Origin of the sequence: Variovorax sp. PCZ-1, assembly GCF_018413605.1 — a bacterium.
Taxonomy (GTDB): domain Bacteria; phylum Pseudomonadota; class Gammaproteobacteria; order Burkholderiales; family Burkholderiaceae_C; genus JANMDU01.
On record NZ_JAHCDN010000001.1, the window covers coordinates 1,441,750 to 1,456,958 of the forward strand.

The following is a 15,209-nucleotide window of genomic DNA, read 5'->3' on the forward strand; positions in this document are numbered from 1 at the left end:
ATGCGTTGGATCAAAAGATTAGGCGGCGGTGTGCTGCTGCTAATTGCCTTGGCGGCAGTTGCTGTGGCGGTGTACGTGTGGCGCAGCTTGCCTCAGCTCTCAGGCAGTTTGCAGGCGGCAGGCTTGCAGCAAGCCGTCCAGATCAAGCGCGATGCCTCGGATGTCACGCATATCTTTGCTCAGACAGATACCGATGCTGCTTTCGCCCTCGGCTACACGCATGCGCAGGAGCGAAGCTGGCAGCTGGAGACGAATCGGCGTGTGATGCATGGGCTGCTGAGCGAGGTGTTTGGCGCGGCTACTTTGGAGACAGATCAGCTCATGCGCTCCCTTGGCATCATCCGCGCGGCGCAAAAGCAGTTTGATGCATTGCCTACAGATGCGAAAGCTATTCTTGAGGCTTACACCAAAGGCATCAACAGTTTTCACGCTAATTCAAGCCAGGCACTGCCGCCAGAGTTTCATGTGCTCGGCATCAAGCCAGCCGCTTGGCAGCCCGCAGACAGCATGGGCTGGAGCCTCATGATGGCGCTGGATTTAGGAGGTAATTGGGGGGTTGAATTTGCTCGGTTGTCCGCAGCACAGAAAGTTCCTACAGCGCAGCTCTGGCAGCTTTTTCCAGCCTATCCGGGTGAGCAGCCTGCCTCTAAAGTTGATTTCTCAAAGCTCTATGCTGATCTGGGCATCTTTCGAGATACTATCAAAACAGGAGCACTTCGCGCAGATCCTACGCCGCCGACAGCCCAATTTGATATAAAAAATGTCATTAAAAACCCGTTTTTGACCGCTCCTGTCGATCTGGCTGCGCTGTCCCGTGATGTGGGCAATATCGAAGGCAAGGGCAGCAACAATTGGGTTGTTGCGGGTAGCCATTCAACAAGCGGCAAGCCCTTGCTTGCTAACGATCCCCACCTTGGCCTAGGTGCTCCGGCCATTTGGTATTTCACCCGCATGCAATCCAAAGCCTCAGGTATGGATGTGATTGGTGCGAGTTTGCCAGGCTTGCCTTTTATCGTGCTCGGGCGCACAGCGCAAGTGGCTTGGGGCTTTACGAACACGGGGCCCGATGTGCAGGATTTGTACATTGAGCGCATCAACCCAGCCAACCCCGCGCAATATCAAACGCCCGAGGGTTGGAAAGATTTCGAGACGCGCACCGAGAGCATCCCCGTCAAAGGCTCGCCAACCGTGAGCTACACCTACCGCGCGACGCGTCACGGCCCTGTGGTCAGCGATGCGCAATCTCAATACGCAGAAACCATTGATCAAAAGAAATACGCTATCGCGCTGCGCTGGAGTGCTTTGGATGCGGACAACCGCACCACGATTGCCGGATGGAGCTCCCAAAAGGCCAAGACTGTGGCCGAGCTTTTTAAGGCGTATGAAGACTATCACTCACCGATGCAAAACGTCGTCGCGGCTGACAGCGCGGGCGTGATCGCCTACAAAGCCATTGGCAAATTCCCCATCCGTAAGCCTGACAACGACATCCGAGGTATCGCTCCCGCGCCTGGCTGGGACGCCAAATACGATTGGGCAGGCTACGTGCCTTATGCGCAAACGCCCTCCGATGATGGCAAAAAGGGCTGGATATCTACGGCCAATCAGCGCATTCACGCCCCAGATTTCCCGCATTTCATGGGGCAAGATTGGGCCACACCCGAGCGCTTTGATCGCATCGAAGCTCTTCTCTCTGCCAGCCCGAAACACGATATGGCCAGCATGCAGCGCATCCATGCAGACACGCTCTCCACCCCCACGAAGCGCTTGCTGCCTATTCTGCAGAAAACAGCCTCGAATCATCCGCTGGCCGCCGCTGCGCAAGAGCAGCTCAAAGGCTTTGATGGCGACATGAAGGCAGCAAGCGCTGCGCCGCTCATCTTTGCAGCATGGGCAGATGAAGTGGCACGAGGCATCGTCACGCCAAAGCTCGGCGAAGAAAAATTCAAGCGCCTCTATGGCAAACGCCATTTCCGTGGCGTGGTCGATCAAGTCATGCTCGGCAGTGATCCCGCGGTCAGCGCTTATTGGTGTGCTCCGCAAAGCTGCGCAGATGTTTCATCCGCTGCTCTGGCCAGAGCGCTTGACAAAATCCAAGCCACCCAAGGCGCAGATGTGAAAGCTTGGAATTGGGGCGCAGCCCATGTCGCGCGCTCCATCCACAGGCCGTTTGGCAACGTCGCTCCGCTGGCCAAATACTTCGATGTCACCGTTCCCACCGGCGGCGACCCGTGGACGGTCAATGTCGGCCAATACTGGCTCAACGAAAAAAGCCCCTACCAAAACCGCCACGCCGCCAGTCTGCGCCATGTCTTCGATCTGGCGGATCTAGAAAAATCAGGCTTCATGTATCAAACCGGCCAAAGCGGCTTGGTCTGGAGTCGGCGTTATCGAGATATGAGCGAAGGCTGGGCTGCGGTGCAGTACCGGCCTTTGCAACTTGCGCCAGCTACGTTTGCTTCTGAGTTGGTGTTGAATCCTAAGTGATTGGAGATCCAAGAATAGAACGCAAAAGACGCAAAAATCACGCAGAAGACGCAAAAGAAACAGCCCAATTAAAGGTTTCTTTTTTGCGTCTTTTGAGTTGGTTTGCGTTTTCTGCGTTCTAAATGACCGTTGAATGAAGTTTTGCAAAGCTTACCGCTAACCATTTGCAAGCCGCTAAACTGCAAAGCATGAACACCCTAGCCGCCCTGCGCTCAGCCCTCAGAGCATTGGCTTCCAACAAGCTCCGCAGTATGCTCACCATGCTGGGCATCATCATTGGCGTGGGCGCGGTGATCACCATGATCGCCGTAGGGCAGGGTGCAACCAATCGCGTGCAGGAACAGCTCAAAGGGCTGGGTAGTAATGTGATGATGGTTTTTCCCGGTGGTGTCACGGCTGGCGGCGTACGCCTAGGCGCGCAAACGGGTCAATCACTCACTGAAGAAGACGCGCTTGCCATCGCCAAAGATGTGCCGGAAGTGCAGGTCGCTGCGCCCTCCATGCGCACCGGCGCGCAGCTCGTGTTTGGCAACACCAATTGGAGCAGCTCGATCTTCGGCACCACGAACGACTACATGGAAGCCCGCGATTGGGCATTAAGCAGTGGACGCTTGTTTGAAGGCGCAGAAATCCAAGGCTCAGCCAAAGTCGCCATCATTGGCACCACGGTCGCTGCCCAGCTCTTCGGCGATGCTGACCCCGTCGATCAAATCATCCGCGTCAAAAAAGTGCCGGTCACTGTCATTGGCGTGTTGGCCAGCAAAGGCCAAAATTCTCTCGGCCAAGATCAAGATGATGTGGTCATCGTGCCGATCTCTACCTACCGAAATCGCATCCAAGGCGGCAGCCCTGGCAAGCTCAAGCGCATTGGCTCGATCAGTATCAAAGTCAAAGAAGGCCAGAGCATGAAAGTGGCCGAGGAGAACATCAAAGAGCTGCTGCGCCAGCGCTTCAAAGTGCAGCCCGGTGGCGATGATCCCTTCAGCGTGCGTAACCTCACCGAGATGCTGCAAGCGCAAGAGGCCTCGAGCCGCATCATGACGCTGCTTCTGGCCGCAGTCGCCGGCATCAGCCTCATCATCGGCGGCATCGGCATTATGAACATCATGCTTGTGAGCGTCACCGAGCGCACCCGCGAGATCGGCCTGCGCATGGCCGTGGGCGCGCGCGGTAAAGACATCCTCGCCCAATTCCTCATCGAAGCCGTCACCCTCTCTATCATCGGCGGCGCAATAGGCGTAGGCATCGGCGCGATAGCCACTTGGGCCGTCGGCCATTTCGCTGGCTGGCAAGTGAGCATGACAGCTGCTTCCATCTTCCTGGCAGTAGGTTTCTCAGCCTTCGTCGGCGTGTTCTTCGGCTTCTATCCCGCCCGCCGAGCCTCCAAGCTGCTGCCGATCCAGGCCTTACGCTACGAATAGTCAAGGTTTACAGCCTATTCATCTCATCAGTTCTGATGAGATTTGAACGCTTATTGCTTAAAAAGCAACAACAGGTTTCTAGTTGCCACAAAGTGCTTGGGGCTAGAGACTTTTCTACCCACAATGACGGATGACGCGCCGCGTAGCCATCCGTAACATGACACACAACAAAAGCGATACAGCCATATCCGATTCAATACCCGCCGAGAGCAATTCCGGCTGGGATATCGAAGCACTATCACCGCGCCAACTGCGCGTGGTGCTCGTGTGTGATGTGGTTGAGTCGGTCCGTTGGATGGAGCATGATGAAGACAACGCCATTACCCGCTGGAGCCAATTTGCAGCCGCTGTGCGCAGCAGCATTGCGCCCGAGCATGCGGGTAGCGTCGTTAAAAGCACTGGCGATGGCCTGATGCTCGAATTTGAGAGCGCCCCCCAAGCCGTGGCCGCAGCCAATGCCATGCAAAAGCTAGCCAGCGAAGGCAACGCAGGCTACGAGAGTGAGCGCCAAATGCACCTGCGAGTAGGCATCCACCAAGCCCAAGTTCGCCGCGACGCGCATGATCTGTATGGTCACGGTGTGAATCTGGCCGCACGAATTGTTGGATTAGCTAATCCCGGAGAGATAGTTGTAACTCCAGAGGTTCGTGACGGACTTACTGATGGGTTAGACGGTTCGATAGAAGATATGGGAGATAGCTACCTTAAGCATTTTGAGCAAATGCAACGGACTTATCGAATACACCAGACTGCACATGCACCGGAAATCCATCCGCTAAAGAGTCAACCACTGTTATCTGTTGCAGTGATCCCTTTTAACGCTGTTACGGATATTGAGCTTAGCGTTAGCGGTGACGCCTTAGCCGATGGATTGATTTCGCATCTTAGTAAAGCACCTGAATTACGTGTCACTTCTCGCTTGACTGCCAACGCAGTTAGTCATCGCCGATGGCCGGCTTCAAAAGTGGCTAAAACACTGGGCGTCGCTTACATCATCACCACTCAATGTTGGGCACTAAGTGGTAGATTAATTGTTAGCCATGAATTGATTGATGCCACAGAGGACACTGTAGTATTCAATCGCAGATACAGCTTAACCTTTGAATCCTTGCTAAATTCAGACTGCACTGAAATCTTGGATATGGCGAACGACATCCTATCTGCGATGCGAGAGACAGAAGTCAAACGTGCAAAAACTCAACCATTGCCAAGTATTGATAGCGCTCACGCACTTATGGCCGCAGTCACATTAATGCATCGTACTAGTCGTAATGATTTTCAGCGTGCATTCAGTGTCCTCGACTATTTGCAGGATCGTCACCCAAGACATGCATTACTACGCGCTTGGATGGCGAAGTGGTTTGTGTTAGAGAGTGAGCAAGGCTGGTCTGTGGATCGAAATCAATCAGCTATGAGAGCTATTGAATGCTCTCGGCGTGCTCTTGATCTTGATCAAGAGTCATCAATGGCATTATCAATAGACGGATTTGTCCGCTGTAATCTATTTAAAGATTTCGATACTGCTTTGGTGCAGTACGAGCGAGCTTTGTTAGCTAACCCTAGTGATTGCCTAGCTTGGCTTTTTAAGTCAATGTTGCACGCCTTTCGTGGCGAAAACAAATTATCTGTGCCAGCACTTACCGAAGCACTAGCCTTGTCGCCACTCGATCCTAATCGATACTTTTTTGATTCGCTAGCGGCTTCGGTACATCTTTCAGCAGCCAACTACGGTCTAGCCATCGAATATGCCAAGCAGTCGATACGAGCAAACTCTACACATGTTTCGACATATAGAGCGCTAACGATTGCACAGATCATGGCAGGTTACACGAACGAAGCACGACAAACGGCAGCTAAGCTGTTACAACTGGATCCGAACTTGACTGTATCGCGGTATCTGGAGCGATCACCTGGAGTGCAGTTCGGAATTGGTCGGGATTTCGCGTATGCCTTGCGTGAAGCAGGGATTCCAAATTAACTTTTTTCTTTAAGGAGAATATTATGGCTGGATGGGGCGGATGGGGCGGATGGGGTGGATGGGGTGGATGGGGTGGATGGGGTGGATGGGGTGGATGGGGCGGAGCACAAGGCCCGGGATCCGACCCGATGATGGCAGATGCCCTCATGCGCAGCCGGGATGGCACGGTCGGGCAGGCCATTGGCTGGCAGTTCAATCGATTCCCGAGAGACGGCAAGCCTGTGGGCGAACCAGAATCGCTCAAGCGTTGGGAATCCTTGCTTCGCTTCAACGTAGCCCTGTTTGATTTGCTCTCGGGACTGAAGTTTGTCGTGGGTAATGATGAGGCAGGGCTGGAAGCTAATGGTGCGCCCTTAGTCACCATGCGCAGGCCGAATGACGCCTTTTTTCAGACTCAACTCAAGCAGGTCATCAGCTACGCCGAGCTTCGGCCCGACCGTGCCAGCGAAATCGTGGCGCAGATGCAACCGCAAACGCCTTTCTGGTCAGCGGCGGTTCACATGCATCCGGCCCATAGCCAAAAGACGCTAGAGATGGTGGAACTAGCGCTGGGCTTCTCGTCCATCATCTGCATGCGGTTCAAAGCTGCTATGGCAGTGGCACGGCCAGTTGACATGAGCACCGAGATTCAGCCCATCATTGCCACGCCCAGCCATAGCGCCTTTCCGAGCGGGCATGCGACTGAGGCGTTTATGATCGCGTACACCTTGCCGTATATCGTCAGTGGCGACCCAGCGACCCAAGACATTTACAAAAAGCAACTACTGGCGCAGGCCGAGCGAATCGCGGTGAACCGCACGGTTGCGGGGGTGCACTTCCCGGTGGACAGTTTTGCCGGGCAATTGTTGGCAAAAGCCTTGGCGAGCTACTTTCTACAAGCGGCAGGCATACCGAACGCTCCCATAGTGACTTGCTTGGTCAGTGACACCTTGTTCGGCGGTCCCGAGGCCGATTTCAACATGCTAGCCACGCAAGCACTTGAGTTAAACCCGCAAGCTATAGCGACCAAAGTCGTCCCAGTGAAACAAACAGCGCCTCTGGTTTGGATTGCGCAACAAGCAGCGAGCGAGTGGAAATGAGTAAGGTCCTGAAGGACATTTACTGGCAGTTCGCCGAGCTCACGGGTTATAGGTATTGGCACCTGCAGGATACCCATCAGAACTGGTATGTCCAAACTTTGGTGGAACTTCAGCCCGGCAAGACCGCCGAGGATCTGCAACAATGGTTCAAGGCGCAGAACCCTACGCAATTGGGTTTTGTGTCCCGACACTACCGCTCCCTGCCGCATCGCTTTTGTGCAGCTTGGATTGCCCGTGGAGCGCTTAGCGAGTTGCCCGCGGACTTGATCGTTCGCTTCAAGCTCGGTCTGCCTACGAACCCCAACGCGTTCTACCCACTCGAAGCCTTCCGGGTGCTGCAAGGCCAGAGACTGAAGAATCGGTTCGTGAGGAATTCGTCGGCTTTGGGTGTACCTGCGAACGAAGTGATTGGCATCATCGATGACGGTATCCAGACAACAGGATTCCTGGGAACGGGCAGCCCCCGTTTGATGGCCAGTTGGGATCAAAACTCTCTTACCAGCAGCGGTAGCGTGGCGCCGCGTTTTGGCTATAGCCTGTTGAGCGCTGTTCCGATACCCAAGCCAGTGGCCGTTAGCCACGGAACACTAGTTGCGAGCATTGCCGCTGGAGCAATCACACCACAATACCGCAGTCGTCAGACCTTGCGGCCACTCCCAGCGAAAGTGGATGCAGCGAGCATCGCGCCGGTCATGACGGTGCAACTGCGCCAAGACACGGTGGTCGATACCTCCGGCGGCGCATTGGCCGTGAATGTGCTCGATGGTTTGCATTTCATGTTGGCCAATCTACCGACTCAAGCGAAGCTGGCGGTGAATATCAGCTTTGGCACCATGGCGGGGGCGCACGATGGCACGAGCATCTTAGAGTCGGCGATGGCTGAACTGGTGGATGCCATGGCTGGTCGGCTTGAGATCGTGCTGCCGGCTGGCAACTCGCGCCAAGCGCAGGCGCATGCCCGCTTTGAACTGCACCCAAACACTTCGCGAGAATTGATTTGGCGTGTTCTCCCGGATGACAGAACGCCCAGCTATGTGGAGATCTGGGGCAGTTTAGATGCCAAGTTCGAGGTCACATTGACTTCGCCGGATGGCAGACATTCGATCGCGGGTGTATCCGGCAGCGGCGCTGCGGAATTGAAGTCGGGCTCCACGGTGATCGGTGCGCTGATTGCGAACGATCAGCCGGCCAGCAGCATGACCAAGCAAGTGGTTTTGGTCGCGCTAGCACCGACTCGGACCGTTGGTGCCCCCCGCGCACCGCATGGCGATTGGAAGATTCGCATCAAGAACACGGGTGCGAACAACGCCGACATCGATGCCTGGATCGAGCGCGACAATGCCTCTTTCGGGCAGAAGAGCAAAGGGCGGCAGTCATATTTCGTCGAGCCGAACAGGACACGCCAGCCTCAGGCCAAACCAACGGCGTTGCCACCGAGCGTGGTGGCTGAAGAGGGCACCCTCAATGGTATCGGAACTGGTTCGGGCATCACTGTGGTGGGCGGTTACCGCCTCTCCGATGGCCAAGCGGCGGCTTACAGCGGCTTGGGAAGCTCAAGAGTTCGACCACCCGATACGCACGCGCCCAGCGATGAATCAGCTTTATTGCGAGGAATCCTCGGCAGCAGTAATTCAGGCTGTGGTGTGGCACGGCTCAGCGGAACGAGCGCTGCAGCGCCCTGGCACACACGAGAAATTGTCAATCAATGGGTCGCCCTTACCAATGCCGCGGCAAGGCCTTGACTAGTGTCATGTTCCGCCCCTCGGTGCGAACATAGCCACCAGTTTCCAAATCCCGAAGTATCTTGCTTACCATCTCCCGGCTGGTGCCGATTTGTAGCGCGAGTGATGCGTGAGTGGTACCCGATTTGATTTTTCTGTGGCCGTTTTCGTCGGGCTCGATCGCGAGATGTTCTAGGACTTCGCGTAGGCGGCCATAAGCATCTTTGAGAGCCAAGCTACGGACAGTGTCTGTGGCTGCTCTGGCTCTGGCAATGATTTTGGTGATGAGTTCGGTGGCTAGCTCGGGACTGGTGGCTAGGCTTGCGCGCACACGTTCACGTGTGATGACGGCGCATTTGCAGGCTGTGGTGGCTTCTATGCTGGCGGATCGGGGGCCGCCGTCTAGGCTCATTTCGCCGAAATAGCTGGGGGCGTCGATATGGCCGTAGGTGACTTCTTTGCCGTTGCCGTCTTGCCCGAAGACGCGCACGCTGCCTTCTAGGAGGACGAGGAGGGTGTCGCCGCTGTCGCCTTCGCTGATGATGATGCTTTTCTTTTTGTAGCTCCGGATCACGCCGGATTCGGCGAGGCGGGCTATGCTGGGGGGCAAATCTTTGAGTTTGTTATCTGGCATGCCAGCATTATGGCGGGCGGCTAGGGGCTTCGACAAGCTCAGCCCGAACGGGAAAAAAGCTCAGTCCGAACGGGGTTCAACCTCAGTCCACATGTAGCGCGAGCTCAAGGCAAGTGGTATTTTTTATGCAAAGGCAGAGGGCATCACTGCAGCCATCAGAGGGGGCAGGAGGGCGAGGCGTTTGACGACTTCGCGGATGCCGTGGCTGTGGGTTTTTTGGCAGATGCTGCGGATGTGCGTGCGCACGGTGGCTTCACCGACGTTGAGTTGCTTGGCCATCTCGGGGGCAGTGTGGCCGACGCAGATGAGGCTCAAGATTTGTTCTTCGGAGCGGGTGAGCTGGTAGGCGCGGGCGAAGAAGCTCATCATGAGGGTTTCGCACATGCCGCTGCGCGAGAAGATGAGGGCGATTCTTGAGCCTGTGGATTCCGTAGCTTCGCTGGTTGGTGCGGAGCGTTCATGGCGGTCGAGAGGAACCACGGCCACAGTGCTTTGCGCTTGGGCGCCTAGTGTCAGCATACTGCGTTTGCCTTGCGCGGCCTTGGCTAGCGCTTGCTGCAAGGGCTCGGCATCGTCTGCTTGCGTGGCTTGAAGGCGATGCGCTTCTTCTTTCAGCAATTGACCGCGTTGCAATAAGACTTGCCCGGCCAGATTGCAATGCTGAACTTTGCCTTGTACGTCCACAATGATCACGCCACAGGCGATTTCATCGAGAGCGTGCGCAAGTAATTGGCCGGATTCTGGAGAAAGCGACAGAGGAGGGCGTTGGCCGATAAAGCCTTGTTGTGAATGAAGGCTGTGAAGCGTTGAGTTATTGCTTGTGTTCATGGCAGTCCTCAGATGTGATGAGATGCCGTGAGTGTGAATTTTTGTGCCTAGCTTGGGTGGGGATTAGTTGTGCTGGAATTGTGAAATAGTTGCCAAGTTTGGCGGAGCTCAGGAGCGGGTGCGCGTGCGAGCGAGTGGTGGATTTTTAGCGAAATAGCGCAGCAGGCCTCGCATGATGCCGTCGGCGAGTTGGTCTTGGTAGGCTTCGTCGCGCAGCTTTTGCTCTTCTTCGGGGTTGCTGATGAAGGCGGTCTCGATCAATACGCTGGGGATATCGGGCGCTTTTAAGACGGCGAAGCCGGCTTGCTCGACTTTGGGTTTGTGGAGCTTGGCGAAGCTGCCGATTTCGCCGAGGACGTTGGAGCCGAGTTTGAGGCTGTCGTTGATCTGGGCGGTCGTGCTCATATCAAGCAAAGCGCGCTGCACCTGGGCATCTTTGGTTTGTACGTTGATGCCGCCAACGGCATCGGCGCTGTTTTCTTTTTGCGCCATGTAGCGTGCTGTGGCACTCGTTGCACCACTTTGGCTGAGGGCGAAGACGCTAGCGCCCCTCGCGGTAGGCACGGTGAAGGCATCGGCGTGGATGCTGATGAAGAGATCAGCCTGAACGCGCTGCGCTTTTTGCACGCGCACATGCAGGGGGACGAAGAAATCGCCATCGCGCGTGAGAAAGGCGCGCATGGGGTTGCCTTTGAGGGTGGTGGCATTGATGCGCTCGCGCAGCTTTTGGGCGACTTTGAGCGTGATATCTTTCTCGCGCGTGCCTGCGGGGCCGATCGCGCCGGGGTCTTCGCCGCCATGGCCAGGGTCGAGAGCAATGATGATGAGGCGATCGGTATTTGTAGGTGGAATCGGAGGTGTATTTTCTATGCGTTTTGTGGCATTCGCCGGCATAGAATCTGCGCGGGGTGCTATTGTTTTTGTAGTGTTTGATGTGCTAGATGTGGTGGGGCGAGTTGACTGCTGAGCTATCAAATCGCCCAGAGGATCGTTGCGAGGTGTGGGTGGTGAAGCAGGTTTATCTCGTTCTTTTTCTGCGATCAAAGCTTGCAGAGGATCGATCACTTCAGTGGGATACAGATCAAACACCAAGCGATGCTGGTAGGCCGCAATCGGTGGCAGATTGAACACTTGAGGCAGGGCGCTTTGCTTGAGATCAATCACGAGGCGCACCACGCCGGGAGCGTTTTGGCCGACGCGAATGCCACTGATAAACGGATCATCGCTTTTCACGCTGCCTACCAGCTCTTTGAGCTGCGGGGAAAGCTCAATACCTTCAATATCGACAGCTAAACGCGGCGGGCTGGTGACGAAGAATTGTTTGGCTTTAAGCAGACCGTCGCTTTCAATGGTGACGCGGGTGTAATCCGGCGCAGGCCACACGCGAACTCCTAAAATCGTAGCGCCCCACGCAATATCTGTAAAGGCAAGGAGGAGGATGAGGCTTCCAAATTGCAATGCTTCGCGGCGGCTGAGCATCCCTGTCCGTTTGCCCTGAGTTTGTCGAAGGGCTCGCGGGGACTTCGCCGCTTCGACAAGCTCAGGAGAGGCCAAGCTCAGTCCGAACGGTTGAAACTTACTCATGCAAGCAGCTCCTGCCCACGTGGGGTGTGTGCAATGGCTTTGACTTCGCGTGAATCATCAGCTTTCGCGCTGATGTGCAAAGCCACATCAGGCACTGGCAACACACCACGCGCCTTCTCTGGCCACTCCACAAGCTTCAAACCAGGACTGGCGAGCAGATCGCGGAAACCCGCTTCTTCAAACTCACGCGGATCGGCAAAGCGATAGAGATCGAAATGCCAGATATTTAACTCACCTGTATCAGTGGTCACAGTGTAAGGCTCCACCACGGCATAGCTCGGGCTCTTGATGCGGCCTTGCACGCCGAGCGCGCGCAGCAGATGGCGCACAAAGGTCGTCTTGCCTGCGCCTAAATCGCCATGCAGCTCGATCAGCGCGTTTCGCACAGCGGGTAGGGCAGCAAGCTGCTGCGCAAAGGCTTGTGTAGCGGCTTCATCAGGCCAATTCAAGATGCGTGGCAAAGAGGTTTCTACAATCAAGGCGTGCAATTCCATCAAACTCAAATTAATCCCGAAGACTTCATGCCCAAACTGCGGGCTTGGGCGACTGAGCTTGGATTGTCTCAAATTGGCGTGACAGGGGTGGATCTGAGTGATGCAGAGCCCGGTTTGCTCGCTTGGTTGGATGCTGGCTTTCATGGCAGCATGCACTACATGGCCTCGCATGGTATGAAGCGGGCTAGGCCTGCGGAGCTTGTACCCGGTACGGTGAGCGTGATCACGGCGCGGCTGGATTATTTGCCTGCATCCACTTCCGTTCGGCCTGAGCTGCCTGTCCTGAGCCCTGTCGAAGGGGTCGAAGGGCAGGAGGGCTTCAACAAGCTCAGCCCGAACAGGGGTAGCGATGCGAGAAGTTGGCAGGCGATGGAGTTTTCCCGGCTAGAGAAGCCGGCGGAAGGCATTGTTTCCATCTATGCCAGAGGGCGGGATTACCATAAAGTTCTGCGCGCGCGTTTGCAAAAGTTAGCAGACCGCATTGCGCAAGAGATCGGCGAATTCGGCTATCGTGTGTTTACCGATTCGGCACCCGTGCTGGAAGCTGAGCTGGCGGCAAGAAGCGGCATCGGCTGGCGGGGCAAGCATACTTTGATCCTCTCGCGCGAAGCGGGGAGTATGTTTTTCCTCGGCGAGATTTACGTGGACTTTGTATTGCCCGCTACTGAGCCTGTTGCAGCGCATTGCGGCAGCTGCACCAGCTGCATTGACGTTTGCCCTACTCAAGCCATCATTGCACCCTACAAGCTTGACGCGCGGCGTTGCATCTCTTACCTCACCATTGAGCATGATGGCGCAATTCCCATCGAACTGCGTCCACTGATCGGCAACCGCATCTATGGCTGTGATGATTGCCAGCTCGCTTGCCCTTGGAACAAGTTTGCTCAGCGCAGCGCTTTGCCTGATTTCGATGAACGCAAAGGGCTCTCAGGCCAGCAGCTGATGACGCTCTTGAACTGGAGTGAAGAAGATTTCTTGCGCTACACCGAAGGCAGCGCGATCCGCCGGATTGGGCATGAGAGATGGCAGCGCAATATTGCGGTGGCGATGGGCAATGCCTTGCGAAATCTTTTGTTATCTGGCGAAGATGCTGCTGCGATTCGGCAAACCCTAGGCGAAAAAAAGCCCAGTGCGAGCGCTCTGGTGGCAGAGCATATCGACTGGGCTTTGTTTGCTTAATGATCAGGAGAACGCAAAAGACGCAAAAAAACGCAAAATTCGCAGAAAAGAAAATCAAAAGATGAATTGGTATTTTTTGCGTCTTTTGCGTTTCTTCTGCGCTTTTTGCGTTCTTTGGGTTTGAGCGCTAACTAAAGCTCAGATCACTCAACCTTCGCCTTATCGCGCAAACCCTTCTGGTAAGCCTGGAGTTTCTGCTGGGTCAGTTGCTGAGAAATCTGCGGCTTGACTTGATCCAATGGCGGCAATTGGGTCTCGCGCACATCGTCCACGCGGATGATGTGGAAACCGAATTGGCTCTTGACTGGCGCTTCGGTGTATTTGCCTTTAGCCAATTTCACCATCGCTTCAGAAAATTCTTTCACATAGCTGCCAGGAGCAGCCCAATCCAGATCGCCGCCATTGGCGCCTGAGCCTGGGTCTTTAGAGTTTTTCTTGGCGAGGTCTTCAAACTTTGCGCCTTTTTTCAAGTCAGCAATGAGCTTGGTCGCATCAGCTTCTTTTTCCACCAAGATGTGGCGGGCGCGGTATTCTTTGCCGCCGTTGGCTGCTGCGAATTTGTCGTATTCAGCCTTGATATCCGCATCGGTCACAGGATTTTTCTTCTGGAAATCATTGAACAAAGCGCGGATCAGCACGACTTGGCGGGCTTGTTCCATTTGGCTTTTGTACTCATCGCTGCCATCCAAGCCAGCTTTTTGCGCTTCTTGCATGAAGACTTCGCGGTTGATCACTTCTTCCTTGATCTGGGCTTGCATATCTGGCGTCACAGGGCGGCCAGGCTGCTGGGCGGTGACTTGCTGCACGAGCGCATCCACGCGGCTCGTGGGCACGGGCTTGCCATTCACGATGGCGACGTTTTGCGCCCACACTGCAGAGGTGGTGGCCAAAAGGCTCAGAGCAATGGCGGTTAACTTCAACTTCATGGTTTCTTCCTATCAAAAATTACTTCACAACTTCAATGGCGAGTGCATGCAAGCCCCGCTCTAGAAATCCTTGGCACGCATCATACACAAGCCGATGCGCAGCGATTCGGTTGACATTGGCAAACTGTGGCGAGGCGATACGCACACGCAAATGTGTGCCAAAAGTCGCACCTTCAGGGTTGCCGGCGTGGCCCGCGTGCGCTGCTGATTCATCCAGAACTTCGAGGCGCGTGGCTTGCAAACGTTCCTGCAAATGGCGCTGCACTTCTTCTGCGGTGGCTATCACGCGTTGTCCTTTTCTTCATCTTTGGGCAAATGCTTCGCAATGTAAAAACCTTGTGCCACAAGAAACACGATCGGGAAAACATAGCCCCAGAGCTTGAAATTGACCCACTGATCGGTGGTGTAGTAATACGCGACAAAAGCATTCACGGCAGCCATGAAAAAGGTGTATGCCACCCAAGCCACCGTGAGGTTACGCCAAACCTGCTCAGGCAAGGCGAGGGCGTTACCCAGCATCATGCGAAGAAAATTCTTCTTAAAAGCCCAGAGACCAATCGCCAGCGCCAAACCCATTGCGGCATACAGAATAGTGGGCTTAATTTTGATGAAGCGCTCATCATGCAAAAGCAAGGTGAGTGCGCCAAAGCCGAGCACCAAGCCGAGCGTGACTTTGTGGATCATCTGCAAGCGACCTTCCATTTTGTAGAGGATCGCCATTTGCACGACGGTGGCAGCCATGATCACACCCGTGGCCACGTAAATGTCGTACATCTTGTACGCGCCGAAGAAAAGAAGAATCGGCAGGAAATCGAGAAGTTGCTTCATTTTTTACGAGAAATTGGCAGTTTGCCGGCATGGAATCTGCGCGGCATGCT

General features: G+C 55.2%; 13 protein-coding genes. 6 read left to right on the top strand and 7 right to left on the bottom strand.

The annotated features are described in order from the left end of the window. The 5 genes from KIH26_RS06910 to KIH26_RS06930 all read left to right on the top strand — a co-directional run bounded on the left by KIH26_RS06910 (window position 1) and on the right by KIH26_RS06930 (window position 8,707). Window positions 1–2,487: a penicillin acylase family protein gene (locus tag KIH26_RS06910; RefSeq protein ID WP_213443661.1), complete on the top strand. Its 2,487-nt coding sequence runs from the start codon at window positions 1–3 to the stop codon at window positions 2,485–2,487. Between the two features lie 188 nt (window positions 2,488–2,675). Next, complete coding sequence (locus tag KIH26_RS06915) at window positions 2,676–3,908, top strand: ABC transporter permease (RefSeq protein ID WP_249660990.1); 1,233 nt, start codon at window positions 2,676–2,678, stop codon at window positions 3,906–3,908. 157 nt (window positions 3,909–4,065) lie between these two features. Continuing rightward, complete coding sequence (locus KIH26_RS06920) at window positions 4,066–5,886, top strand: adenylate/guanylate cyclase domain-containing protein (protein ID WP_213443663.1); 1,821 nt, start codon at window positions 4,066–4,068, stop codon at window positions 5,884–5,886. Window positions 5,887–5,909: 23 nt separating this feature from the next. Next, entirely contained in the window at window positions 5,910–6,965 is a 1,056-nt protein-coding gene (locus KIH26_RS06925) for a phosphatase PAP2 family protein (protein ID WP_213443664.1), read from the top strand. Further along, the gene (locus tag KIH26_RS06930) at window positions 6,962–8,707 is read left to right on the top strand and encodes a S8/S53 family peptidase (RefSeq protein ID WP_213443665.1); all 1,746 of its coding nucleotides are present in this window, start codon (window positions 6,962–6,964) and stop codon (window positions 8,705–8,707) included. Before KIH26_RS06925 ends, KIH26_RS06930 begins: the two co-directional genes overlap by 4 nt. On the opposite strand, the gene KIH26_RS06935 is transcribed toward KIH26_RS06930, so the two are convergent. The 4 genes from KIH26_RS06935 to tsaE form a co-directional block, all read right to left on the bottom strand. Further along, a complete protein-coding gene (locus tag KIH26_RS06935; RefSeq protein ID WP_213443666.1) occupies window positions 8,682–9,320 on the bottom strand; it encodes a Crp/Fnr family transcriptional regulator in 639 nt (212 codons plus the stop codon). The genes KIH26_RS06930 and KIH26_RS06935 overlap by 26 nt on opposite strands. 123 nt (window positions 9,321–9,443) lie before the next feature. After that, window positions 9,444–10,148, bottom strand: a complete 705-nt coding sequence (locus KIH26_RS06940) for a helix-turn-helix transcriptional regulator (RefSeq protein ID WP_213443668.1) — start codon at window positions 10,146–10,148, stop codon at window positions 9,444–9,446. A 108-nt stretch (window positions 10,149–10,256) separates the two neighbouring features. Beyond that, a complete protein-coding gene (locus KIH26_RS06945) occupies window positions 10,257–11,627 on the bottom strand; it encodes an N-acetylmuramoyl-L-alanine amidase (protein ID WP_213444756.1) in 1,371 nt (456 codons plus the stop codon). A 101-nt stretch (window positions 11,628–11,728) separates the two neighbouring features. Continuing rightward, on the bottom strand, window positions 11,729–12,226 hold the full coding sequence (gene tsaE, locus KIH26_RS06950) for a tRNA (adenosine(37)-N6)-threonylcarbamoyltransferase complex ATPase subunit type 1 TsaE (RefSeq protein WP_213443670.1): 498 nt from the start codon (window positions 12,224–12,226) through the stop codon (window positions 11,729–11,731). Window positions 12,227–12,253: 27 nt separating this feature from the next. Between tsaE and queG the strand changes: the two genes are divergently transcribed. Next, window positions 12,254–13,405 (top strand): tRNA epoxyqueuosine(34) reductase QueG, encoded by a 1,152-nt coding sequence (gene queG / locus KIH26_RS06955; RefSeq protein ID WP_213444758.1) that lies wholly within the window; start codon window positions 12,254–12,256, stop codon window positions 13,403–13,405. Between the two features lie 143 nt (window positions 13,406–13,548). Here the strand turns inward: queG and KIH26_RS06960 are convergent, their stop codons facing one another. Genes KIH26_RS06960 through KIH26_RS06970 form a run of 3 tightly spaced genes read right to left on the bottom strand, consistent with a single transcriptional unit; the run spans window position 13,549 to window position 15,159 of the window. Beyond that, window positions 13,549–14,331: a peptidylprolyl isomerase gene (locus KIH26_RS06960; protein ID WP_213443672.1), complete on the bottom strand. Its 783-nt coding sequence runs from the start codon at window positions 14,329–14,331 to the stop codon at window positions 13,549–13,551. Between the two features lie 19 nt (window positions 14,332–14,350). Further along, entirely contained in the window at window positions 14,351–14,617 is a 267-nt protein-coding gene (locus tag KIH26_RS06965) for a BolA family protein (RefSeq protein ID WP_213443673.1), read from the bottom strand. Further along, window positions 14,614–15,159, bottom strand: coding sequence for a septation protein A (locus tag KIH26_RS06970; RefSeq protein ID WP_213443674.1), 546 nt, complete (start codon window positions 15,157–15,159; stop codon window positions 14,614–14,616). Before KIH26_RS06970 ends, KIH26_RS06965 begins: the two co-directional genes overlap by 4 nt. Window positions 15,160–15,209: the final 50 nt, after the last annotated feature.